This window comes from Streptomyces sp. NPDC058000 (assembly GCF_042886435.1).
GTDB lineage: Bacteria > Actinomycetota > Actinomycetes > Streptomycetales > Streptomycetaceae > Streptomyces.
The window spans coordinates 105,167-128,337 of record NZ_JBHVQS010000013.1 but is presented as its reverse complement, the minus strand read 5'-3'; the positions used below and the strand labels follow the sequence as shown (position 1 = coordinate 128,337).

Here is a 23,171-nt window from a genome sequence, read left to right as displayed (position 1 = left end):
AACGGGAGCGCGGCTACCTCTCGGCGATGCGCTGGGCGTACGCCGCCGACAATTGGCCGCGCGAGTCCTCCAGATAGGCGCGCAGCAAGCGCTCGGCCGCGGCCGCGTCGCCGGCCACCAGCGACTCCGCGATCTGCCGGTTGCGGACCAGGTAGGGCGCGTAGAAGCGCTGCGGATCGTCCATCACATGGAAGACCAGCCGGAGTTCGGCCAGCACGCCGCGCATCAGCTCGTCGGTCCGCGGGCTGCCGGCCAGCGCCACGACGGCCTGGTGGAAGCGGATGTTGGCGGTCGAGAGCTCCTCCCAGACCCGCGCCGCGGCGGCCTCCTCACCGGCCCGCACCGCCTCCTCGATCGCCGCCACCGACGCGTCGGTGGCGGCGTCGTAGGGGCCCGGCCCCAGTCCGCGCACCGCGGCGCACTCCACCAGCATCCGCACCCGGAAGATGTCGTCGAGGTCCTCGACGGTCACCATCCGCACGAAGACCCCGCGGTTGAGCCGGTGCTCCAGCAGCCGCTCGTGGGTGAGCAGCCGGAACGACTCGCGGAGGGTGTTGCGGCTGACGCCCAGCGCGCCGCCGATGCTCTCCTCGGACAGCCGCGCGCCGGGCGAGAAATAGCCCTCGGTGATCCGGTCCCGCAGGATGTCGGCGACCCGTTCGGCCGTGCTGGCGCGGCCGAGCAGGGCGCGGTCCCGTTCCAGTCCCGCGACCTCGGCGAGCCGCCGTTGATCGTTCTTCGCCACTCCGCCGGCCATACCGCTGTCCGCTCCGTCCGGTTCGGACGGACCGACCAGGCCCGCCCCACTGCGATGTCAGCCGCAGTCAATCCCAGATGACGGGACGGGACAACACATCTCTTGTCGGATCGTTCAACAATCTGTACGTTGGCTTGCGCTTCGGCATCCCCGCGGCCACTTCCCGCATCCGCACTGCACCCCGCACCCGGAACGGACATCCATGAGCAACCCGGCGGCCCCTCCCCCCATCGACCTCAACGCCGACCTCGGGGAAGGGTTCGGCCGCTGGCACCTCACCGACGACGAGGCCCTGCTGTCCGTCGTCACCAGCGCCAACGTGGCCTGCGGCTTCCACGCCGGCGACCCGTCCACCATGCGCCGGGTCTGTGCCCTGGCCGCCGAGCGCGGGGTGGTGATCGGCGCCCAGGTCTCCTACCGCGATCTGGCCGGCTTCGGACGCCGCGCCATGGACGTACCGCCCGAGGAACTGGCCGACGAGATCACGTACCAGATCGGCGCGTTGGAGGTCTTCGCCCGCGCCGCCGGCGCCCGCGTCGGCTACGTCAAACCGCACGGCGCGCTCTACAACCGCTGCGTCCACGACGCCGAACAGGCCGCCGCGGTGGTCGCCGGGATCCGCGCCGCCGGCGGCCGACTGCCCGTCCTCGGCCTGCCCGGCTCCCGGCTCCACCAGGCCGCCGCGGAGGCCGAACTCCCCGTCGTCGGCGAGGCGTTCGCCGACCGCGCCTACACCGACCGGGGCACCCTGGTCCCGCGCCGGGAACCGGGCGCGGTCGTCCACGACCCCGACGCGGTGGTCAAGCGCGCGGTGGGCCTGGCCCGCGACCGCGCGGTCACCTCCCGCGACGGCACCCGGATCACGGTCGCCGCGCGCTCCCTCTGCCTGCACGGCGACACCCCGGGCGCGGCGGAGCTGGCGCGGCGGGTGCGGGCCGAGCTGACCGCGGCCGGCGTCCGCGTCCGGAGCTTCGTGTGACGCCGGCCCCGGCGCGCACCACGCCGGACGGCGGCGCACCGCGCGCCGCCGGGCCGCTGCCGCTGCGCGCACTGCCGGTCGGCGACCAGGGGCTGCTGATCGAGCTGACCAGTGCCGAGGACGTCGAGGCGCTCCACGCCGAGCTGCTGCGCCGCGCCGCGGCCGGTACGCTCCCGGCGGTCCGCGAGATGGTGCCGGCGGCCCGGACGGTCTTCCTCGACGGCCTGACCGACCCCCGGGCGCTGGGCGCGGAGCTGGCCGGCTGGCCGATCCCGCCGCTGACCGCCGGTGACCGCCCGCCCGTCGAGATCCCGGTCCGCTACGACGGGCCCGACCTGGCCGAGGTCGCCGCCCTGTGGGGCGTCACCCCCGACGAGGTGGTCCGGGTGCACTCCGGCACCGCCTTCCGGGTCGCGTTCTGCGGATTCGCGCCCGGCTTCGGCTATCTGACGGGGCTTCCGGAGCGGCTGCACGTCCCGCGCCGGGCGGCCCCCCGCACCCGGGTCCCGGTCGGCGCGGTCGGCCTGGCCGGCCCGTACACCGGCGTCTATCCGCGCTCCTCCCCCGGCGGCTGGCAGTTGATCGGCCGCACCGACGCCGTCCTGTGGGACCCCCGGCGCGAACCGGCGGCCCTGCTGGCCCCCGGCACCCCCGTCCGCTTCGTCCCCGCGGACGCCCCCGTACCAACCCCGCGCACCGCCCCGTCCCGCCCCGACCGCGTCCCCGAGGAGCCCGTCCGATGACCGACCGCGCCCTCTCGGTGGTCCGGGCCGGTGCGCTCACCACCGTCCAGGACCTCGGCCGGCCCGGCCACGCCCATCTCGGGGTGCCGCGCTCCGGGGCCCTGGACGAGCCCGCGCACCGGCTCGCCAACCGCCTGGTGGGCAACCCCGCGTCGGCGGCCACCCTGGAGACCACCCTCACCGGCTGCGCCGTCCGACTGCGCACCGCCACCGCCGTCGCGGTCACCGGCGCCGCCTGCCCGGTGACGGTGGACGGCCGCCCCGTCCCCTGGGGCGCCCCGCTGCACGTGCCGGCCGGTGCCGTGCTGGAGGCCGGTCCGGCCACCCACGGAGTGCGCTGCTACCTCGCCTTCGCCGGCGGTGTCGCCACCGAGCCGGTGCTCGGCAGCCGCGCCGCCGACCTGCTCTCCGGCCTCGGCCCGGACCCGCTCGCGGACCACGCGGTGCTCCCCCTGGGGTCCCCGTACGGGCCGTCGGTGGGCGCCGACGCGGTCCCGCACGCCGGGCCGGCGGCCGAGTTGGTGTTGCCGTTCCTGCCCGGTCCGCGCGACGCCTGGTTCACCGCCGACGGGCTGCGCACCCTGACCACCGGCCGGTTCCGGGTCTCCGCGGCGTCCAACCGGATCGGGCTGCGCACCGAGGGACCGGCCCTGGAGCGCGCCCTGGACGGTGAACTCCCCAGTGAGGGGATGCCGTTGGGCGCCCTCCAGGTCCCGCCGAACGGCCTGCCGGTGCTGTTCCTGCACGACCACCCCACCACCGGCGGCTACCCGGTCGTCGGCGTGGTCCCGGAGCGCTTCCTGGCCCAGGCGGCGCAGGCGGTACCGGGGACTCCGGTCCGGTTCGTACGCATCGGCCGGCGGTCGGGCCGGTCGGCACCCGCCCGGTGACGGCGGCGCGCACCACCGCCCGAAGTGCGCCCCACGCGCCGGCCGTTCACGCCCGGCGCCTCGACCACCCCCGCGTCGCCGACAACACGGTTGGGCACAGTCCGTAGCGGATCAACCGCGCCGAGCGACCCGCTCGGGCTCCCGCACGGAAGGAACCGTGACCACCATGCGTCTCGCCCCGCGCCTCACCGCCGCGCTCAGCGGTCTCGCCCTCGCCCTCGGCGGCGTCGTCGCCCTTGCCCCGGCGGCCCACGCCACCCCGCAGGCATGCTTCTACACCGTCCTGGAGAAGCACCCCGAAGCCAGTCCGGAAGTGGTCGAACAGGCGTGTCAGCTCGGGGCCGAGGGCGGCCAGGAGAGCTTCCGGGCCTGCTACTTCGAGCTGCGGCAGGACTATGTCCCGGCGACGGTCGCCGCCGAGGCGTGCCGCCGCGCGGCGCAGAAGTAGCGGCGCACCGCGCCCGATACGCCCGGTCGTGGACACAGCGGTGTCCCCGGCCGGGCGCCGGCCGGCTACGCCACCCCGTACCCCCCACCCCCCGGCGTCCGGATCACCAGCACGTCGTCCACCCCGACCTCCGCCGCGTCACAGCCCCGCAGCTGCTCCCGCGAACCATCGGACCGCTCAAGGAAGTTGACGCCGAGCGCGCCCGGCCCGCCGCCGGCCATGCCGTACGGGGCGACCCGCCGGTGGTGGGAGAGCAGGGCGATCGTCATCGGCTCCAGGAACCGCAGTCGGCGCTCCACCCCGCGGCCCCCGTGCCAGCGGCCGGTCCCCCCGCTGCCGTCACGGAGGGCGAAACCGTCGACCCGGACGGGATAGCGCCATTCCAGGACTTCGGGGTCGGTCAGCCGGGAGTTGGTCATGTGGGTCTGCACGGCGTCCGCCCCGTCGAAGCCGTCGCCGGCGCCCGAGCCGCTGGCGACCGTCTCGTAGTACTGCACCCGCTCGTTGCCGAAGGTGAGGTTGTTCATCGTGCCCGAGCCCTCGGCCTGGATGCCCAGCGCCGCGTAGAGCGCCCCGGTGACCGCCTGGGAGGTCTCCACGTTGCCCGCGACGGTGGCCGCCGGGTAGACGGGCGCCAGCATCGAGCCCTCCGGAATGCGGACCTCGACGGGCTTGAGGCAGCCGCTGTTGAGCGGGATGTCCTCGGCGACCAGGGTCCGCAGCACGTACAGCACCGCCGCCATCACCACCGAACTGGGCGCGTTGGTGTTGCCGGGCTGCTGCGGTGACGTGCCGGCGAAGTCCAGTACGGCGCTGCGGGCCGCCCGGTCGACGGTCAGCGCGACCCGGATCTGTGCCCCGCTGTCCGTCTCGTAGCGGTAGCTCCCGTCCGACAGCCGGCCGAGGATCCGCCGCACCGACTCCTCGGCGTTGTCCTGGACGTGGCGCATGTACGCCCGGACGACGTCCAGCCCGAACTGCCCGGTCATCCGCCGTAGTTCGTGGATGCCCTTCTCGTTCGCGGCGATCTGGGCGCGCAGATCGGCGAGGTTGGCGTCCGGGGCACGGGACGGGTACGGCCCGGAGGTGAGCAGGTCGCGGGTCTCCCGCTCGCGCAGCCGGCCGTCGCGCACCAGCAGCCAGTTGTCGAAGAGCACGCCCTCCTCCTGGATGGTGCGGCTGAACGCGGGCATCGAGCCCGGCGTGATGCCGCCGATCTCGGCGTGGTGCCCACGGGACGCGACGAGGAACAGCAGCTCGCGCCCGTCGGGATCGAACACCGGGGTGACGACGGTGATGTCCGGCAGATGCGTCCCCCCGTGGTACGGGTCGTTGATCGCGTACACGTCGCCCGGCCGCAGAGCGTCACCGCGCCGCCGCAACACCTCTTTGATGGACTCCCCCATCGAGCCCAGGTGCACGGGAATGTGCGGTGCGTTGGCGATCAGATTGCCCTCGGCGTCGAACAGCGCACAGGAGAAGTCCAGCCGCTCCTTGATGTTGACGGAGTGCGCGGTGTTCTCCAGCCGGACGCCCATCTGCTCGGCGATGGCCATGAAGAGGCTGTTGAAGACCTCCAGCATGACCGGGTCCGCCGCGGTGCCGACGGCGGTCCGCCCGGTGCGCGGCCGGGCCCGGGTGAGCAGCAGGTGGCCGCGCGCACCGACGGCGGCCCGCCAGTCGGGGTCGAGGACGGTCGTGGCGTCGTCCTCGGCGATGATCGCCGGACCGGTGACGGTGTCGCCCGGCCGCAGGTCGGTGCGGCGGTACAACGCGGTGTCCCGCCAGCGCCCACCGGTGTACATCCGGACGGTCGCCACCGCCGCCAACTCCCCTTCCTTTTCGGCGAGTTGAACGGAATAGTCGGCCGCACCGCCGGCCGCACCGCGCGCCTCCACCGACACCGCCTCCGCGACCAACGGCTTGTCCATGGTGAACGCGTACCGTTCGCGGTGCGCCCGGACGAACTCCGCGGCCATGGTGGCGGCGTCGGCGAGCGGGACGCCGAGGGTGGCGTCGGTCCCGGCGTAGCGGACCAGGACCCGGGCGCGGGTGGTGAGCGAGGCCGCCGGCACACCGTCGTCCAGGAGTTCCTGCCGGGTCTGAACGGCGAGGCCGTCGCACACCGCGTGGACCCGGTCCACCGCCCCCGGTTCCTCGAACCGCTCCTCGACGGCCTGTTCCCGCATCGCGGTGGCGTCGGCGACCCCGATGCCGTATGCGGAGAGCACCCCGGCCAGCGGCGGGACCACGACGGTGGCGACGCCCAGGGCGTCGGCGACCGCGCAGGCGTGCTGGCCGCCCGCACCGCCGAAGCCGACCAGGGCGTAGCGGGTGACGTCCCGACCGCGCTGGACGGAGATCTTCTTGACCGCGTTGGCCATGTTGAGCACCGCGATGTCCAGGAAGCCGGCGGCGACGTCCTCGGGACCGCGGTCGTCCCCGGTCGCGGCGGCGGCCCGCGCGGCCAGCTCCGCGAACCGGGTGCGGACCGTGGCGGCGTCCAGCCCCTGGTCGCCGGCCGGCCCGAACACCGCCGGGAAGTGGTCCGGTTGGATCCGGCCGAGCATCACATTGGCATCGGTGACGGTGAGCGGGCCGCCGCGGCGGTAGCAGGCCGGTCCGGGGTCCGCGCCGGCCGAGTCGGGGCCGACCCGGTAGCGGCGGCCGTCGAAGTGCAGCACGGAGCCGCCGCCGGCCGCGACGGTGTGGATGTTCATCATCGGGGCGCGCATCCGCACACCGGCGACCTCGCTGCCGTAGATCCGCTCGAACTCGCCCGCGTAGTGCGACACGTCGGTGGAGGTGCCGCCCATGTCGAAGCCGATCACCCGGCCCGCGCCGCCGTCCGGACCCGGCCCACCGGCCTCCGCGGCCGTCCGCACCATGCCGACCACCCCGCCCGCCGGACCGGACAGCACCGCGTCCTTGCCCCGGAAGTGGGTGGCCTCCCGCAGCCCGCCGTTGGACTGCATGAACAGCAGCCGGATCCCGGGAAGTTGGGCCGCGATCTCGTCGACGTACCGTCGCAGGATCGGCGAGAGGTACGCGTCGACGACCGTGGTGTCCCCGCGCGGCACCAACTTCATCAGCGGACTGACCTCGTGCGAGCAGCTGACCTGGGTGAAGCCCGCCTCCTCGGCCAGCTCGGCGACCGCCCGTTCGTGCGCGGTGTGCCGGTAGCCGTGCAGCAGCACCACGGCGGCGCTGCGCAGGCCGTCCGCGCGGGCCCGCCGCAGCTCCCGCCGGACGGGCTCCCGGTCGAGCGGCCGGACCGGCTCACCGTGGGCGCCGACCCGTTCCGGCACCTCGATCACCCAGTCGTAGAGCGCCTCGGGCAGCAGGATCCGCCGGTCGAAGATCCGCGGCCGGTTCTGGTACGCGATCCGTAGCGCGTCCCGGAACCCTTCGGTGATCAGCAGCACCGTCGGCTCGCCCGTGCGCTCCAGGAGGGCGTTGGTGGCGACGGTGGTGCCCATCCGGACGACCGAGACCCGCTCGGCGGGCACCGGTTCGTCCGGGCCGAGCCCGAGCATCATCCGGATCCCGGCGACCGCGGCGTCCCGGTAGCGCTCGGGGTGGTGGGAGAGCAGCTTGCCGGTGACCAGGCGCCCGTCCGGCCGTCTGCCCACCACATCGGTGAAGGTGCCGCCGCGGTCGATCCAGAACTCCCAGCGCCCGGTCATCCCGCCATTGTGGCAGCGCCGCCCGGTTCCGACAGGGCCGCGAGGGCGCTACGGGTGGCCCGTTCGGCGGCGGCGTCCAACAGCCGCCCGGACCCGGCCAGGCCGTACCGGCACTCCTGTACGGCCAGCGCCAGCAGGCCCGGCAACAGGTCGGTGCACCGGTCGGCCACCCACCGGGTGCCGCGGGTCGCCATCCACATCAGCGAGCCGGTCCGGGTCGGCGGCGGGCCGTCGAGGGTGAGCGGGGGCGGCGGCCCGGCGGTCAGTCCGCGGGCGGCGAGCGCGGTGTGGAAGCCGCGGGCGAGCAGCCGGTGGCCGCGCTCGCTGGGGTGCAGCCGGTCCACGCTCCAGGTGGCCCGGTCGGCCACCCAGGGGTGGTCGGCAAGATGGACGTGGACGCCGTCGTAGCGCGCGGAGACCGCGTGCACGACGGTGTTGACGGCGCGCATCCGGCGGGCCAACGGGCGGGCCAGTGGCGCCGGCAGCCCCAGCATCCGGCCGGGGTCGGGCAGACACGCCGTCAGCACCACCGTCCCGCCGGCGCTCAGGGTGCCGTGCGTCCGGTCCAGTGCCGCGGCCACCCGCTCGACGGCGAACGCGGCGCGCAGCGTGTCGTTGGCCCCGACCAGGACGGACGCGAAGCGCGGGGCGAGCGCCCGGGCCCGCGGCAGTTGCTCCTGCGCCACCTCGGCCGCCAGCGCCCCGCTGCGCGCCAGGTTCACCAGGGGGACGTCCCCCGGCCGTTCCCCCAGCGCGTCGGCCAGCAGCGGCGCCCAGCCCCGCCAGCCGCCGCCCGCCACCGGGTCGCCGAGCCCTTCGGTGAGCGAGTCCCCGAGGGCCACGAACAGGGGCGTCACCGCCGGCTCCAGGGGCCCACCGCCCGCGGCTCGGCCACGGTGAGCGGCCGCCGCCCACCGGCCGGCCTGGGTGCGTCGTGGGCCGCCAGGAACGCGGCCACCGCCGGCTGCCAGCCGTACCCCTCGGCGCGCCGCCGGGCGGCGGCCCGGCGGACCGGCTCGGGCCGGGCCAGCACCCGCTGCACCGCGTCCGCGAAGGACAGGCCGTCGTCGAGGGCGGTGTCCCCGCCGTCGTCCACCAGCCCGGCCAGCGCCGAGGCTGCACTGGCGACCACCGGGGTGCCGCAGGCCAGCGCCTCCAGTGCGGCGAGCCCGAACGTCTCGGCCGGGCCGGGCGCCAGCACCAGGTCGGCGCCGGCCTGGAGCGCCGCCAGCCCGGTCCGGTCGGCGAGGTGCCCGAGGAACGTCACCGGCAGCCGCGCGGCCCGCGCCCGGCTCTCCAGCCGGGCCCGCAGCGGCCCGTCGCCGGCCACCACCAGCGCCGCGTCGACGCCCCGCCGGCGCAGCTCGACGAGCGCGTCCAGGGCCCGGCCGGGCCGCTTCTCGGTCGACAGCCGGGAGCACATCAGCAGCAGGACGGCTGCCCGTCCGGCGTACCGGCCGCGCAGGTCGGCGCTCCGCAGGCCCGGGTGCCGGGCGGCGAGATCGACCCCGAGCGGCGCCCGCACCACGTTCCGCGCCCCGGCCCGGAGAAACTCCCCGGCCGCCCATTCGGTGGTGCACACCACCCGGCTGTAGGCGTACGCGGTACGGGCGTTGGCCCGGTCGGCGACCGTGCGGGCCAACGGGCGCGGCACGCCCCAGGTGCGCAGCACCGCGTCCACGCTCTCGTGCGACACCATCACCGCCGGGACCCGGGCCCGACGCGCCCACTCCCCCGTCCAGCGCAGCGTCGTCCGGTCCGAGACCTCCAGCCGGTCCGGGGCCAGTTCGGCCAGCAGTCGTTGCAGCCGGCGGCGGTCGGTCAGCACCCGGTAGCCGCCGGTGCCGGGCACCAGCGGCCCGGGGAGGGTGAGCACCCGGCCCTGTGCGGTCTCCTCGTCCCGGATGCCGCGCGGGCCCACCGCGTCCGGCGGGCCCGGCACGACGAGCACCGGCTCGTGGCCGGCGGCCCGGTAGCCGGCGCCGAGCTCGCGCAGTGCGGTGCGCAGCCCACCGGAGGCCGGCGTGACGAAGTTGGCGATCCGGACGATCCGCAGTCCCGTCCGGGCGTCCCGGATCCGGCGGGCGGTCACACCGCCACCGCCGTCCGGTCGGCCAGCACGTCCTCGTAGTAGCCCAGTAGTTGGTCGCCGACCGCCTCCCAGGTGCGGGTCACGACCGCCTGCCGCCCGGCGGCGCCGTACCGCACCCGCAGCTCCGCATCGCCGCCCAGCATCTTGACCGCGTCCCGGAGCGCGCTGCCGTCGCCGGGCGGGACCAGCAGCCCGGTCCGTCCGTGGTCGACGAGGTCCAGCGGCCCACCGGCGGCCGGCGCGACCACCGGGACGCCGGCCGCCATCGCCTCCTGCACGGTCTGGCAGAAGGTCTCGTGCGGCCCGGTGTGCACGAACACGTCCAACGAGGCGTACAGGCGCGCCAGTTCATCGCCGGTCCGCCGGCCCAGGAACCGCGCCTCCGGCAGCTGCGCCCGTAGGGCGGCGGCGCTGGGTCCCTCCCCGATGACCACGGTGCGGACCCCGGGGAGCCGGGAGGTCGCGGCCAGCAGCCGCACGTCCTTCTCCGGCGCCAGCCGCCCCACATAGCCCACCAGCAACTCCCGCCCCGCCAGCAATGAGCTGCGCAGCACCGCGTCCCGCCGCCCCGGGTGGAACCGCGCCGAGTCGACCCCGCGCGGCCACAGCCGCACCCGCGGTACCCCGTGGTCGGTCAGGTCCAGCAGCGCCGCACTCGACGGGGCCAGGGTGAGGTCGGCGGCGGCGTGCACCGCCCGGATCCGCCGCCAGGCCGCCGCTCCGCCGCGCCCCAGGTAGGTGCGCGCGTACCGCGCCATATCGGTCTGGTAGACCGCGACCGCCGGCACCCCCCGCCGGGCCGCGGCCGCCATGCCCCGCGCCCCGAGGACGAACGGGCTGGCCAGGTGCACGAGATCGGGCCGGTGCCCGTCCAGCGCCGCGGACAGCCGCCGCCCGGGCAGCGCGATCCGCACCTGCGGGTATCCGGGCAACGGCATCGAGGGCACCCGCACCACCGGGCACGGGCTCTCCTGCGCATGTGGGGCGGCGGCCGGTGCGGAGTTCGCAAGCGGTGCGATGACCAGTGGTTCGTGCCCGCGCCGGACGAGGTGGCGGGCGGTCTCCAGGGCGCAGTGCGCGACGCCGTTGACGTCGGGCGGGAAGGACTCGGTGACGAGGGCGACACGCATACCGCTGTTGTCGGCGTACCGAGCGTGGACCGGGCCAAAGGGATCTTTCCAACCGGCGAACGTCCCATGAGCGTTCGCCCATCCGCCCGGTCAGGCGGGCCCGGGCGGCCTCATACGGCCGAGGCGTCCGGTCCGAAGCGGGCGCGTACGGCGGTCTGTACCTCGGCCTCCTCGGCCGGGTCGGCGGCGAGGCGGCGGAGCTGTTCGACGACCCGGTCGTCGCCGGTGGCCGCGTGCCGGGCGGCCAGTTCCCGGGTGGTCTCCTCGCAGTCCCACAGGCACTCGACGGCGAAGCCGGCCGCGAACCCGGGGTCGGTGGCGGCGAGCGCGGCGGCGGCCCGTCCGCGCAGGTGGGACGAGGAGGTCTCGCGATAGAGGTGGCGCAGCACGGGGGCGGCACAGGTGATCCCGAGGCGGCCGGCGCCGTCCGCCAGCTCCCAGAGGGCGCAGGCGTCCGGCCCCTCTTCCCGCACGGTGCGGCGCAGCGCGGCCAGTACCAGGTCGGCGTCGCGGCGGGCGCCGCGCCGGGCCAGCACCGCGGCGGCGGACGCCCCCAGCCGGTCGGCGCGCGCGGCCCAGATCCGGGCCCGCTCGACGGCTGCCACGCTGCGCATCCGCTCGTAGGCGGAGAGCCCGGCGGCGACCAGCGGCTCGCCGGAGAGCGGGTCGGTGGCGGCGGCCTCGATGAGGTCGAGGACCTCCGGGTCGCCGCGCTCGGCGAGATGGTGCAGGACCGCGGCGCGCGCCGCGTCGGGTCCGCCGTGACCGGCCCGCAGCAGCTCGGCGCGGTCCTCGGGACCGGCGACGGCGCTCAGGCAGCGGGCGGCGGCGATGTAACGGTGCTCCCCGGGACGCGGTTCGAGCTCCTGTTGGGCCCAGTCCAGCACCTCGGCCACACTCCAACCGGGGCGCGGGCCGCGCGGTCGAAGCTGCCGCTGCCAGCGGTCGAAGGAACCCTGCTCGTCGGCGGCGGCCAGCCGCGTGCCGTAACGGTCGTCCTCGGCCCACAGCCGCCAGGGCCGGGGCTCGAAGGCGTCGCGCACGGTGGCGGCGAGCAGGGCGTCGCCCTCCGGGGTCTCGGGGAAGCGGGCCAGGACGGCGGGCGCCAGGCCGATCAGCCCGGCATCGTCGTCACGCAGCGCGAGCTCGTCTAGGGCCCAGCGCCAGTTGCTGCCGACCGCGGCGTAGCTGCGCAGCAGCAGCCGGGCGGCGTCCCTGCCGTACGCGGCGAGGTGGCCGAGGACGGAGAGGGCGAGGCCGGTGCGCTCCTCGCTGGTGTCGGTGAGGTCGTCGGGGTGGAAGAGGTGTCGTTCGATCTCCTCCAGGCCGCCGTCGAGCTGCATGTAGAGGCGCGCGTAGTAGAGCGAGCGGTTCTCCACCTGCCAGTCCCGGCGCGCATCGCGCAGCACACTGTCATTGAGTGCCGCGAGCGCCTCGGCCCGCGGCGCCGCGAGGGCATGCAGGGTCCCGTCGCCGCGGCCTCGCTGGAGGAGGCCGAGCAGGGTGCCACTGGGCGCTATGTCTGGATCGAACATGAGGTCAGCATCCGGTGCGGGGGACAGGCTGGCAACGGGATTTCCGCCGACCGGCATTCTTGCCGGTGACCGCGGGCCCTATGCGTCGTTCCCACCATGGATCGGTGGGGTAGACAGCTGTACGGCGGCCGCAGCCTAGCGTGGAACCCTTGATTCCGCCGATTCGGGCCCGGTTCCCACAAGGAGGCCGATGGCATATGACAGGTGCACCACCGTATCGGGTAGTGCCAAATCCCTTACGCACCGTCGCAGCCTGTGCAAGAGTCGTAACCGGCCCATACGTTCCGGCGCCGCCTGATCACGGAGTACGTCATGCCGCCCCCTCTCTTCGCGGATCACCCAGCCGATCGGACCCCCGAGCGTGACACGGTCGAGGCACTCATCTCGCAGGCCCGCACCCTGCGCGGTGGTCTCGACGCAGTACGCAGAGAGTCCTCGGTGGCCGGTGACCTCGCCGCCGACCCGCAGCTGCGCTGGCAGCGGGCGCTGTGCGACCTCGCCGTCCACCACCTGGACGACCTCGGCGGTCACCTCGACCAGCTCAGAGAGGGCCTGCCCGCCGAGCTCGCCGAGGGCCCGGAGCCGCACGTCGAGCTGCCGGTGGCCCCGCCCGGCCCTGAGGCGCCCGAGCGGGGTGCGCTGCTGCGCCGGGTGGGCAGCGCCGAGTGGAATCTGCTCACCGACGACGCGACCTGGTCCGACGAGCTCTTCGCGATGTTCGGCCGGGAGCCGGCCGACGGCCCGCTGACCCTGGACGAGCTGCCGTCCCTGGTGCACGCCGACGACCAGGAGAAGCTCGCCGTGATGGTCACCGACTGCCTGGTGGACGGCCGACCGATCGACGGCGAGTTCCGCATCGTGCGCGCCGACTCCGTCGTCCGCACGGTCCACATGGTCGGCGAGCCAGTGCTCGACGCCGACGGCAGCACCGCCTGCATGTGGGCCGTCCTCCGCGACGTCAGCGAGCTGCGCCGCAGCCAGATGGCGGTGCGCGAGACCGGTGACTCGCTCCAGCGCCAGCGACACCTCGCGCAGACCGAGCACCGGCTCGCGGTCGAGCTGCAAGAGGCCGTACTCCCGCCCTGGCGCGGCTCGTTGCGCTTCCCCGAGGGCGGCCCGGTCACCCTGGACCTGGCCGGGCGCTATCTGCCGGCCGGCACCTCCGCCCTGATCGGCGGCGACTGGTACGACGCACTCCAACTCCCCGACGGGCGCACGCTGTTGAGCGTCGGCGACCTCACCGGGCACGGCGTCGCGGCGACGTCCGGTATGGCGATGGTGCTCGGCGCGCTGCGCGGAATGGCCGTGGCGGGACACCGACCCGGGCAGCTGATGGGTTTCCTCAATCAGCTGCTGGACAGCGCCACCCAGCCAGCGCTGGGCAGTGCGGTGTGCTGCCAGTTCGATCCGGCGACGCGGGCGCTGGAGTGGGCCCAGGCCGGGCACCCCGCACCGCTGCTGTTCCGCGGCGGCACGGGGCGCGCCCTGGACCCGCCGGCGGGCGTGCTGCTCGGCGCCACGACGGGCGCCAGCTACGGCCAGCACGCCGAGCGGCTGGAGCCGGGCGACCTGCTGGTGCTGCACACCGATGGACTGGTCCCGCGCCGCACCCACGGCCCGGACAGCGCCCATGAGGGCACCGAGCGCCTCCTGGCCCTGGCGCCGCGGTTCGGCGCGGCCCGCAGTGCTCAGGAGAGTGTCCGTATCGTGGTCGAGGAGTTCGGTGCCACCGAGCGGGAGGACGACGCCTGTGTGCTGATCGCCAAGGTCGGCGACTGACGCACGGCGCGACCGTCGAGGGCGGACCGGCTGCGGGGGCGCCGGCCACCCCGGCGACTCGGGATTTACTGACGGGATGTCATATGTCGGCTGATGGAGGTCAGTTGGCGGGCATGTCGGCAGGGTGTTCCACTGGGCATCGAGGGTTGGGCAGTGACTGTCGGCATCGATGGGCGGGGCCGGTTCGGCGCTCGGTCGATCGAAGGTGCGGGCGCACCGTCGTCGCCGTGCTCGCGGGCGTGGGTCCGTCCCGGCGGGACGCGGGGGCGCCGGGACGGCCCTCAGACCGAGAAGTTCGGCCCCAGATCCGGCCCGAGGCCCGGCCCCAAGGCCGTTCCCTTCCCCTTGGGCCTCGGCTTCGGCAGGACCTGCTGGAGCTCCTCGCGGAGGTCCTGGATCTTGCCGCACCCGGCGTACTGGCCGGTGAGCCGGAACATCTCCCGTAGCCGGTCCCAGGTGCGGTGCGAGGAGTTCTCCCCGATGGAGACCAGCGCCAGCCGGGCGTAGCGGTCTGCCTGTTCGGGTTCGTCACCGAGGAAACAGGCCGAGGCCATCGAGATGTAGTCGAAGATCTGGGACCGCTGCTGACCGCTCTTGCGGAGTTGCAGCGCCTGCTTGGCGTGGCCCTGGGCGATCTTGGCGGCGGACGGGTCGTGCTCGGCGAGGGTGCGGAACGCCAGCGCCTCCATGCCGTGCAGATCCGCCTCGTCGAACATCTGCATCCAGGCTGGCGGCGGCACGTCGCCCTTGTCGGAGACGAACAGGTCCTCGGCCTCGCCGAGGGTGCGACGCATCGCCTGGCCGTGCCCCTTCGACGCGTGGGCCCATGCCTCGATGGTGTGCAGCATGGCGCGGGTGCGCGGCAGGGTCTCCTGGCCGGAACCGGACTGGGCCAGCTTCATCAGGTCGAGGGCGTCGTCCGGGCGGCCCAGGTGGACCATCTGGCGGGCGGCGCGGGAGAGTGCCTCGCCGGCACGCGGGCGGTCGCCGCCCTCGCGGGCCGCATGGGCGGCGATGATGAAGTACTTCTGCGCGGTGGGCTCCAGGCCCACGTCGTGGGACATCCAGCCGGCCAGCACCGCGAGGTTGGCGGCCACGCCCCAGAGTCGGCGCTGGAGGTGGTCGGGGTGGCGGTAGGCGAGCATCCCGCCGACCTCGTTGAGCTGGCCCACCACGGCCTTGCGCTGGAGGCCGCCGCCGCGGGCCGCGTCCCATCGGCGGAACACGTCGACGGAGTGCTCCAGGGCGTCGATCTCCTGTGACCCCACGGGGGCCGCCTCGTAGCGGTCGAGGCCGATCTGGTCGAGTTCGTGCAGGGATTCGTGGGCGAGCGGATCGTCGTGGCGGAGGGCGATCGGGGCGGGGTCGGTGTGCAGCCAGTCGTGCATGGCGCCGGTGAGTGCGGAGCCCGCGGCGAGCGCCGCGCCCGCCCCCACCAAGCCGCGTCGATTGAGCATGAGGTCCATTCCCGTGAATTCCGTGAGGACCGCTGCGGTCCGCTCGGGCGCCCACGGCAGACCGTCCATGGCCTGCCGCTTCCCCGCGCGACCGGTCCGGGCGAACCCGAGGTCCTCGATGGTTACGACACGGCCGAGGCGCTCGGTGAAGAGGGAGGCGAGGACCTTGGGCACCGGGTCCCGGGGCGTCTCGCCCATGTCGATCCAGCGCCGGACCCGCGAGGTGTCGGTCGCCAGCTGCGGATGACCCATGGCCGCCGCCTGCCGGTTGACCAGCCTCGCGAGTTCTCCCTTGGACCAGCCGGCCAGGCCGAAAAGGTCCGCGAGACGGGTGTTCGGCTCCCTGCTCACGTCAAGCCCCCAGGTTCCTCGACTGAGTTGACAGTAACGGCCGGTGACATGCGCTGCGAGCATTCGCCAGGGTTCGCCAGGGTGCGCCAGATGGTCTGCCACCCGCAGCCGCGTGTTCGGTAGGTGTGCAGCCCCCGGCCCGGTGGCGGGACCGCATTCCCCAGGGTGCGTGCCCTGCACGGGGACCTGAGGATCGGCCGCCTGTACGGGGCCCGTTCACGGGTTCCCGCCACCGGGCCGGGAGCGCACGCAACTCGTCGGCGCACGAAGGGATCTGTCTCACCCATGTATGCAGCATCGTCCGCCGTGACCGCCCCCACCCGGACGTACCGCCCGCATCCTGCCGGCAGCGGGCCGTATCTCGATCCCTCCCCTTCCGCGGGGGCGGTGACCGGTCTCCCCGGCGGCCGGAACCGGCGGGCACAGGGGATGGGCACCCAACCGCTCAGCGGGAGACTCGACTTGTCCGGCCCCCAGGGCGCCCAGCTGCGCGCCGCGGTCGCCTCGGTGCACCGCATCTGTCCGGAGTTCAACCCGGTCCAGGTGCTGCGCCGCGGCGGGAAGTCCGTACTGCTCCTGGGGACGACCGGTCGGATGAGCGCGGTCGCGAAGTGTTTACTGGACCACTCCCCCGCGTGGGCCGACAGCTTCCGGCAGGAAATAAGCGCATACCGCGCATTCGTCCGGCACCGTCCGCCGGTTCGGGTGCCGCGGCTGGTGGCGGCAGACCCCGACAACTGCACGCTGGTGGTGGAGCGCATGCCGGGCCGGGTGGCGGCCCTGACGCGGCACCCCTCCGAGGCGCCGCCGCGGGCCGACGTGCGGGCCGCGCTCGGGGCGATCTGCCGGGTCAACGCCTGGCGCCCCCCCGCCGGGCTGTTCGACGCCCCGCTGGACTACGCGGGCCGGATCGGGCGGTACCACGGCCTGGGGCTGCTCACCGACCGCGATCTGGGTGACCTGCAGAAGCTGCTGCACGGCCTCGCGCACACCCAGGGCCAGTTCTGCCACGGCGACGCGCTGCTGAACAACGTCCTGCTCTCGCCGGCCGGCCCGGTGCTGCTGGACTGGGACAACGCGGGCTGGTACCTGCCGGGCTACGACCTGGCGACCCTGTGGACGGTGCTCGGCGACGCGCCGGTGGCCCGCCGGCACATCAGCCAACTCGCCCAGGCGCCGGGCACCACGGCCCGGGACGCCTTCCTGGTGAACCTGATGCTGGTGCTGACCCGCGAGATCCGGCGCTACGAGACCGCGGTCCAGCGGACCATGCGCGAACCCGCGCCGGCCACCAATCCGGGCACCGGAGCGCCCGGGGCGTCCGCGGCGGGCGAGGAGCAGCGGCTGCTGCTGCGCAGGCTGCACGACGACGCGCAGATGGCGCGGCGGGCGGTGCGGGCGGCGGTCGGCACCCGCTGACCGCCGGGGGGTGCCGGGCGGCACCCCCCGAGGGGAAATCTGTGAGCGGCGCGCCCGTACCCGGGCCGCGCCGCTCACCCATGCATTGGTCCATTCCACTGATGCCCCGCAGGTCCCGGGCCCGCTCCGGGAAGACTCCTGGCGGTGATGCCCTGACATGCGAAATCCCGAGCGGGACGGGTGATTGACGGTGCGTCGGCACAGCTATGGTTCTCGGCCGACCTGGGCCTTAGTCTCGGGTTCTCCCGCGCGGCCGTGGCCTGGCCGATGCACGCTCCACCGGGCAGGCCCTGGCACACCACCGTCACACCGCCCCGGCTCGGGCCGGCTTGAGGAGGCTGTTTTGCGAGGATCCGCACCGGAAGACGCATCGAGAACCCGCCGTCCCGCCCTGCGCAGACCGGTCACCGCCGTCGCCGCGGCGGCGCTGCTGGTGCCGCTGGTCGCGGCGGCCCCGTCGGCGGGGGCCGGGCAGCCCCCGTCCGGCACCCTTCAGCGGGCCTTCAGCGACGCCGCCGCGCGCTACCACGTCCCGCGCAGCGTGCTGCTGGGCGTCTCCTTCCTGGAGTCCCGTTGGGACAGCCACGGTGGCGCGCCGAGCGTCTCCGGGGGCTACGGGCCGATGCACCTGACCGACGCCCGGTCGGCGGTGGCGCGGGCGCCGGAGTTCAGCGCGGACGTCGAGGACGCCCGCGGCGACACCGCGCGGCCCCTGCGGACGGCCTTGCAGGCGCGGCGGGCGGTGTTGCCCGCCGAACTCCCGGCCCGGTTGCGGACGTTGCCGACCGCGGCGAAGCTGACCGGGCTGTCGGCCGCGAAGCTGCGGTCCGACCCGTCCGCGAACGTGCTGGGCGGCGCCGCGCTGCTCGCCGCCACCCAGCGCACGCTGGGGCTGCCGACCAGCGGCGATCCGGCCAAGTGGTACGCGGCGGTGGCGCGCTACGGGAGTGCGGACGATGCGCGCGGTGGCGCGGCGTTCGCCCGGGACGTCTTCGAGGTGATGCGGCAGGGGCAGCGCCGCACCACCGACGCGGGGCAGTGGGTGGCGCTGACCGCCGCGCCGCGGCTGGCCGCCGACGCCGGTCAGAAGAAACGTCTCGGCAAGGCCGCCACCACCCAGCGTGCCTCGGCGCCCGGTGCCGGCGGGGCGCTGGAGTGCCCCTGGTCGGTGGCGTGCGAGTCCTGGCCGGCGCCGTACGAGCAGTACGACAACGGGACCAACTACGGCAACCACGACCTGGCCGACCGGCCCAAGGACCAGCGGATCGACAGCATCGTCATCCATGACACCGAGGGGTCGTGGGAGACCACACTGCGGCTGATCAAGGACCCCAAGTACGTGTCCTGGCACTACACCGTCCGCTCCTCGGACGGGCTGATCGCCCAGCACGTGCCGACCAAGGACGTCGCCTGGCACGCGGGCAACTGGTACGTCAACTCGCACTCGATCGGCATCGAGCACGAGGGGTTCCTGGCCGCGCCGGACGCCTGGTACACGGAGGCGATGTACCGCACCTCGGCCCGGTTGGTGAAGTACCTGGCGAAGGAGTACGACATCCCGCTGGACCGGCAGCACATCCTGGGCCACGACAACGTGCCCGGGACGATCCCGTCGACGATTCCCGGGATGCACACCGACCCCGGCCCGTACTGGGACTGGGCGCACTACTTCACGCTGCTGGGCAAGCCGTTCACCCGGACCGCGGGCTCGCACGGCGGCCTGGTCACCATCCGTCCGTCCTACGACCGCAACCGGCCGGTCTACACCGGGTGCGAGAAGGCCGGGCAGCCCTGCGCGGCCCACGGTTCCACCGCCGTCCGGCTGCACACCGCGCCCCGTGAGAGCGCGCCGCTGATCCAGGACGTCGGGCTGCACCCGGACGGCTCCGCCACCACGACCGGGGTGAACGACACCGCGGCGCGGGCCACGACCGGGCAGCGGTTCGCGGTGGCCGGGCGGTCCGGTGACTGGACGGCGATCTGGTACCTCGGGCAGCGGGCGTGGTTCCACAACCCGCGCTCGCACCCGACGGCGGTGAACGCCAAGGGGCAGGTGGCCACGCCGAAGGCGGGCCGGGCGGCGATCCCGGTCTACGGGCGGGCGTACCCGGAGAAGGAGGCGTACCCGTCGCAGGTGCCGGTGCAGGCGGTCACCCCGCTGCCGTACACCCTGCTCGCGGGGCAGGAGTACGCGGTCGGCGGGCGGGTGCAGTCGGAGTACTTCTACTCGCCGACCTTCGACATCACCAAGCACGCGGTGGTCCGGGGCGACGACGTGTACTACGAGATCCAGCTCGGGCACCGGGTCGGCTACGTGCGGGCGGCCGACGTGGACGTGCGGTCCTCGGGGTCGTAGCCCTCGGGTGGTGCGGGAACGCGACGCGCCCGGTGGCGGCCCGAAGCCGTCCACCGGGCGCGTGCTGCGTGCAGCGACCGGTCCACCGGGTCAGCCCTGCTGGAACAGCTCCGCGGGCAGTGGCTTGAGCAGGGCGTAGAGATCGTCGGTGATCGGGCGGTCCCAGCTGGCGATGGTCACCAGCACGCCGTCATTGCGGTCGAACTGCACGCAGGAGACACGGCTCTCGGAACACTTGATGCGCTTGACGATCAGGAGGTTGTCCTGGTGCATCACGGGGGTGTCCTCGGTCTCGACGACCGTCACCGGCTCGTCGTTTTCGAGCGCCGCGAGCAGTTGGGCCACCTCGAAGGGCACCTGCCCCTCCTCAACCTCGCGGGCCGGGGAGCCCTCCGGCAGGTTGCCGATGATCATCGCCGGGCCGCGGCCGCCGAACAGGTCGTAGCGGAGGAAGACGCCCTGGCAGCTCCCGTCGGGCGCGGGCAGCAGCCCGGCCCCGAGATTGCCGGGCCAGTCCCCCGGGTCCATGGCGAGTACGTCGAAGTCTGGACCGGCGGGCGTGGCTGCGCTGCGGCGGCGGAGGAAGGACATGCCGCCATCGTACGTGGCCCGACCCGGCACACCGGCCCGGATGCCCGCCTCCGGTGCAGGTCGGCGGCGTCCTCAGCCGTCCTCGGTCCGGTGGTGCCGGGCGTGGTGGCGGGCGACCCGGGCGCGGTTGCCGCAGGACGGTGTGCACCACTCCTGGCGGGCGTGGTCCTTCACGAAGTAGCGCACGCAGCGCGGGGCCGGGCAGGCCCGCAGCCGCTCGCGGTCCGGGCCTCCGAGGAAGGCGAGGGCGGCCCGGGCCAGTGCGGCGGTGAGCCGGTCGGCGGCGGGCGGGGAGCCGAGCGGGAGGTCGCGCAGCACGGGGGGTGCGTCCGGCTCCCAGACGAGTCGGGGGGCGGTCGGGACCCGGGCCGCGGCGGCGTTCAGGCGGGCCAGCGCCTGGTCCTCGGGGAGCAGTCGGTGGGCGTCGGCTGAGCTGGGCGGGCCCGGGCGGACGGCGCGGGCGAACAGCGAGCGGACCGCGGCGCGCAGCTCCCGTACGGCGGTGAGCAGTGCCTGGTCCGCGGCGGGCGGGCCGTCCTCGGCGCAGTCCAGTGCGGTGGCGCGGTCGCGCACCCAGGTCGTGAGCCCGGCGGTGTCGGTCAGGTCGTCGGCGACGCCGCCGTGCCCGTCGTGCCGGATGGTGACGGCGAGATCGAGGGCGAGCCGTGTTGCTTCCATACTGCTAATGGTACGGTCACGCTCAACCATTAGCTACCTGAGGGGGAGGCATGGCCGATCTCCGTCAACTGCTCCGCGATCTGCCGGTGTTCGGGGGTGAGCTGCCGGCCTTCGACCCGGCGGCGACGCCCGACGATCCGGTGGAGTTGTTCACCCAATGGCTGCTCGGCGCCATCCGGGCACAGGTCCCCGAGCCGCACGCGATGACGCTCGCCACCACCGACGCCGACGGCACGCCGTCCGCGCGCACCCTGATCCTCAAGGACGTCGACGCGGCGGGCTGGCGCTTCGCGGCGCACGACGGCAGCGTCAAGGGCCGCCAGCTGGCCGCCCGCCCGTATGCGGCACTGACCTTCTACTGTCCCCCACGCCTCAAGGGCGCGGGGGTGCCCCCATCGCTCGCCCGCCAGGTGCGGGTGCGGGGCCCGGTGGTGCGGGAGGGCGCGGAGCGGTCCGCGGCCGATTTCCTGGCCCGGAGTGCCGGGGCACGCGCCGAGGCGCTGCTCGGCCGGCAGAGCCAACCGCTGACGTCCCTGGCCGAACGGGACGCCGCGATGGCCGGCGCCGCCGAGCAACTGGCCGACGATCCCGGACTGGTGCCGGCAGCGTGGACGCTGCACACCGTTCGGGCGGAGTCGGTGGAGTTCTGGCAGGGCGCCAAGGACCGCAACCACACCCGGCTGGCATACCGCCGCGCCGGCACCACCTGGACGAAGGAGCTGCTGTGGCCCTGACGAACGACGCCCCCGACGCCGCCGCGACGCCGGTGGCGGAGCCGACCGCCGAGGCCGTACGCGAGGCGGTCGAGGCCGGGCACGCGCGGCTGCGGGCGCTGCTGCCCGGCCTGACCGACGCCGTGGTGCGGGAGCCCAGCGCCCTGCCGGACTGGTCCCGCGCCCACGTCCTCGCGCATATCGAGGGCATCGGCCTGGCGATGGCCCGCCAGGCCCGCTACGCCCTGCGCGGTGCGTTGATCGAGCCGTACGACGGCGGCTGGCCGGCCCGCGCCGCCGCCATCGAGGAGGGTTCCCGGCGCACTGCCGCGGCCCTGCGGACGGCGGTCGAGGACGCGCTGGCGGAGGCGTCCGCGGCCTGGGCGGCGGTCGGCCCGGAGGACTGGTCCCGTCCGGTGGGCTACCGCGACGGCGCGTTGCGCGACGCGCTGCTGGCCTGGTGGCGGGAGCTGACGATCCACACGACGGACGCCGGGCTCGGCCCCGGCACCGACCAGTGGCCGCGGGAACTGTGCCACCACCTCCTGGACCATCTGGCGCCGCGTGCGCCCGAGGGCGTCCGGCTCGTCCTGGCGCCGACGGACGATCCCGCGGCGGAGCGCCGGTACGGTCCTGCCGACGGTCCGGTGGTGACCGTGCGCGGTCCACTCACCGCGCTCGCGGCCTGGTGGGCGGGCCGCGCCCCGCACGCCCCGCTGGTGGGTGAGCGCGCGGGGGTCGTCGGCCCGCTGCCCGAGCTGAATCCGTGGCCGTGACCGTGCGGCCGCCGTCGGATCACCTCAACTACTGGCAGGCCGGCCTGAGTTCGGTGCCGAGTGAGGTGTGGCGGCACCTGGACTGCGCGGTGCTGATCCTGGCGGACAACGACCTCACCGAGGTCCCCGCCGCGCTCGGTCGGCTGCGCCGCCTGCACACCCTCGACCTCGGCCACAACGCACTGGCGTCGCTCCCCGCGGAGCTCGGTGCGTTGGCCGGGTGCCTGACCCGCTACCTCTACGTCCACGACAACCGTCTCACCGCCCTGCCGGACGCGCTCTGCGGGCTGGACCGGCTGGGCTATCTCAACGCCGGGGACAATCCGCTCGGGCGGCTGCCGGAGGGGATCGGGGCGATGGCGGGGTTGGTCGAACTCCGTGTGCAGCGGGCCGAGTTGACTGCGTTGCCGGCGTCGGTGGGGCGGCTGCGCCGGCTGCGTGAGCTGTGGCTGGGCGGCAATGCGCTGACCGCGTTGCCGGACGGGGTCGCGGGGCTCGGCGCGCTGCGCGTGCTGGAGCTGCGCGACAATGCGCTGCCGCAGGTCCCCGGGGCGCTGCGGGGGCTGCCGCTGCTGCGGTGGCTGGATCTGCGCGGCAATCGGATCGGGGACCTGCCGGCGTGGGTCGCCGACCTGCCGGCGCTGGAGAAGTTGGATCTGCGCTGGAACGCGGTGGACGACGCGGCGGCGCCGGTCCGGGCCCTGCGGGCGCGGGGGTGCGTGGTGCTCACCTGACGGGTCCGCCCCCGCCGCGGGGCGGGGGCGGACCGTCGGTGACGGTGCGTCAATGTC

At 74.8% G+C, this 23,171-nt stretch carries 19 protein-coding genes; 10 read left to right on the top strand and 9 right to left on the bottom strand.

Annotation, left to right across the window (positions count from 1 at the left end; genetic code table 11):
• Positions 1-13: 13 nt before the first annotated feature.
• Entirely contained in the window at positions 14-757 is a 744-nt protein-coding gene (locus ACFVT2_RS16560; RefSeq protein WP_390017780.1) for a GntR family transcriptional regulator, read from the bottom strand.
• 202 nt (positions 758-959) lie between these two features.
• Between ACFVT2_RS16560 and ACFVT2_RS16555 the strand changes: the two genes are divergently transcribed.
• The 4 genes from ACFVT2_RS16555 to ACFVT2_RS16540 all read left to right on the top strand — a co-directional run bounded on the left by ACFVT2_RS16555 (position 960) and on the right by ACFVT2_RS16540 (position 3,817).
• Positions 960-1,736, top strand: coding sequence for a LamB/YcsF family protein (locus ACFVT2_RS16555; protein ID WP_390017778.1), 777 nt, complete (start codon positions 960-962; stop codon positions 1,734-1,736).
• Positions 1,737-1,792: 56 nt separating this feature from the next.
• Complete coding sequence (pxpB, locus tag ACFVT2_RS16550; RefSeq protein ID WP_390017846.1) at positions 1,793-2,479, top strand: 5-oxoprolinase subunit PxpB; 687 nt, start codon at positions 1,793-1,795, stop codon at positions 2,477-2,479.
• On the top strand, positions 2,476-3,369 hold the full coding sequence (locus ACFVT2_RS16545) for a biotin-dependent carboxyltransferase family protein (RefSeq protein WP_390017776.1): 894 nt from the start codon (positions 2,476-2,478) through the stop codon (positions 3,367-3,369). The genes pxpB and ACFVT2_RS16545 overlap by 4 nt, the downstream gene beginning before the upstream one ends.
• A gap of 166 nt (positions 3,370-3,535) precedes the next feature.
• Complete coding sequence (locus ACFVT2_RS16540) at positions 3,536-3,817, top strand: hypothetical protein (protein WP_390017843.1); 282 nt, start codon at positions 3,536-3,538, stop codon at positions 3,815-3,817.
• Between the two features lie 65 nt (positions 3,818-3,882).
• Here ACFVT2_RS16540 and ACFVT2_RS16535 read toward each other — a convergent pair whose 3' ends face one another.
• The 5 genes from ACFVT2_RS16535 to ACFVT2_RS16515 form a co-directional block, all read right to left on the bottom strand.
• A complete protein-coding gene (locus tag ACFVT2_RS16535) occupies positions 3,883-7,503 on the bottom strand; it encodes a hydantoinase B/oxoprolinase family protein (protein WP_390017774.1) in 3,621 nt (1,206 codons plus the stop codon).
• Complete coding sequence (locus tag ACFVT2_RS16530) at positions 7,500-8,360, bottom strand: SGNH/GDSL hydrolase family protein (RefSeq protein WP_390017772.1); 861 nt, start codon at positions 8,358-8,360, stop codon at positions 7,500-7,502. The genes ACFVT2_RS16535 and ACFVT2_RS16530 overlap by 4 nt, the downstream gene beginning before the upstream one ends.
• Positions 8,357-9,595 (bottom strand): glycosyltransferase, encoded by a 1,239-nt coding sequence (locus ACFVT2_RS16525; protein WP_390017770.1) that lies wholly within the window; start codon positions 9,593-9,595, stop codon positions 8,357-8,359. Before ACFVT2_RS16525 ends, ACFVT2_RS16530 begins: the two co-directional genes overlap by 4 nt.
• Positions 9,592-10,725: a glycosyltransferase family 4 protein gene (locus tag ACFVT2_RS16520; RefSeq protein ID WP_390017768.1), complete on the bottom strand. Its 1,134-nt coding sequence runs from the start codon at positions 10,723-10,725 to the stop codon at positions 9,592-9,594. The genes ACFVT2_RS16525 and ACFVT2_RS16520 overlap by 4 nt, the downstream gene beginning before the upstream one ends.
• Positions 10,726-10,835: 110 nt before the next feature.
• Positions 10,836-12,260: a HEAT repeat domain-containing protein gene (locus tag ACFVT2_RS16515; RefSeq protein ID WP_390017765.1), complete on the bottom strand. Its 1,425-nt coding sequence runs from the start codon at positions 12,258-12,260 to the stop codon at positions 10,836-10,838.
• Positions 12,261-12,572: 312 nt separating this feature from the next.
• Here ACFVT2_RS16515 and ACFVT2_RS16510 point away from each other — a divergent pair, with 312 nt between their 5' ends.
• The gene (locus ACFVT2_RS16510) at positions 12,573-14,039 is read left to right on the top strand and encodes a PP2C family protein-serine/threonine phosphatase (RefSeq protein WP_390017763.1); all 1,467 of its coding nucleotides are present in this window, start codon (positions 12,573-12,575) and stop codon (positions 14,037-14,039) included.
• A gap of 281 nt (positions 14,040-14,320) precedes the next feature.
• Here the strand turns inward: ACFVT2_RS16510 and ACFVT2_RS16505 are convergent, their stop codons facing one another.
• A complete protein-coding gene (locus ACFVT2_RS16505) occupies positions 14,321-15,847 on the bottom strand; it encodes a hypothetical protein (protein ID WP_390017760.1) in 1,527 nt (508 codons plus the stop codon).
• A 285-nt stretch (positions 15,848-16,132) separates the two neighbouring features.
• On the opposite strand from ACFVT2_RS16505, the gene ACFVT2_RS16500 reads away from it, so the two are divergent.
• Together ACFVT2_RS16500 and ACFVT2_RS16495 are read left to right on the top strand one after the other, a co-directional pair.
• Complete coding sequence (locus ACFVT2_RS16500; protein WP_390017758.1) at positions 16,133-17,266, top strand: phosphotransferase; 1,134 nt, start codon at positions 16,133-16,135, stop codon at positions 17,264-17,266.
• Positions 17,267-17,609: 343 nt separating this feature from the next.
• A complete protein-coding gene (locus ACFVT2_RS16495; RefSeq protein WP_390017755.1) occupies positions 17,610-19,622 on the top strand; it encodes an N-acetylmuramoyl-L-alanine amidase in 2,013 nt (670 codons plus the stop codon).
• Between the two features lie 90 nt (positions 19,623-19,712).
• On the opposite strand, the gene ACFVT2_RS16490 is transcribed toward ACFVT2_RS16495, so the two are convergent.
• The gene (locus tag ACFVT2_RS16490) at positions 19,713-20,213 is read right to left on the bottom strand and encodes a hypothetical protein (protein WP_390017753.1); all 501 of its coding nucleotides are present in this window, start codon (positions 20,211-20,213) and stop codon (positions 19,713-19,715) included.
• Between the two features lie 72 nt (positions 20,214-20,285).
• Positions 20,286-20,891, bottom strand: coding sequence for a CGNR zinc finger domain-containing protein (locus tag ACFVT2_RS16485; RefSeq protein ID WP_390017750.1), 606 nt, complete (start codon positions 20,889-20,891; stop codon positions 20,286-20,288).
• A gap of 50 nt (positions 20,892-20,941) precedes the next feature.
• Here ACFVT2_RS16485 and ACFVT2_RS16480 point away from each other — a divergent pair, with 50 nt between their 5' ends.
• The 3 genes from ACFVT2_RS16480 to ACFVT2_RS16470 are packed head-to-tail and all read left to right on the top strand — an operon-like array spanning position 20,942 to position 23,114.
• Positions 20,942-21,625, top strand: coding sequence for a pyridoxal 5'-phosphate synthase (locus ACFVT2_RS16480; protein WP_390017747.1), 684 nt, complete (start codon positions 20,942-20,944; stop codon positions 21,623-21,625).
• Complete coding sequence (locus ACFVT2_RS16475) at positions 21,616-22,380, top strand: maleylpyruvate isomerase family mycothiol-dependent enzyme (protein ID WP_390017745.1); 765 nt, start codon at positions 21,616-21,618, stop codon at positions 22,378-22,380. Before ACFVT2_RS16480 ends, ACFVT2_RS16475 begins: the two co-directional genes overlap by 10 nt.
• Positions 22,371-23,114 carry a leucine-rich repeat domain-containing protein gene (locus ACFVT2_RS16470; RefSeq protein WP_390017742.1) on the top strand — a complete coding sequence of 248 codons (744 nt, stop codon included), beginning with the start codon at positions 22,371-22,373 and terminating at the stop codon, positions 23,112-23,114. The genes ACFVT2_RS16475 and ACFVT2_RS16470 overlap by 10 nt, the downstream gene beginning before the upstream one ends.
• The last annotated feature ends 57 nt before the right edge of the window (positions 23,115-23,171 follow it).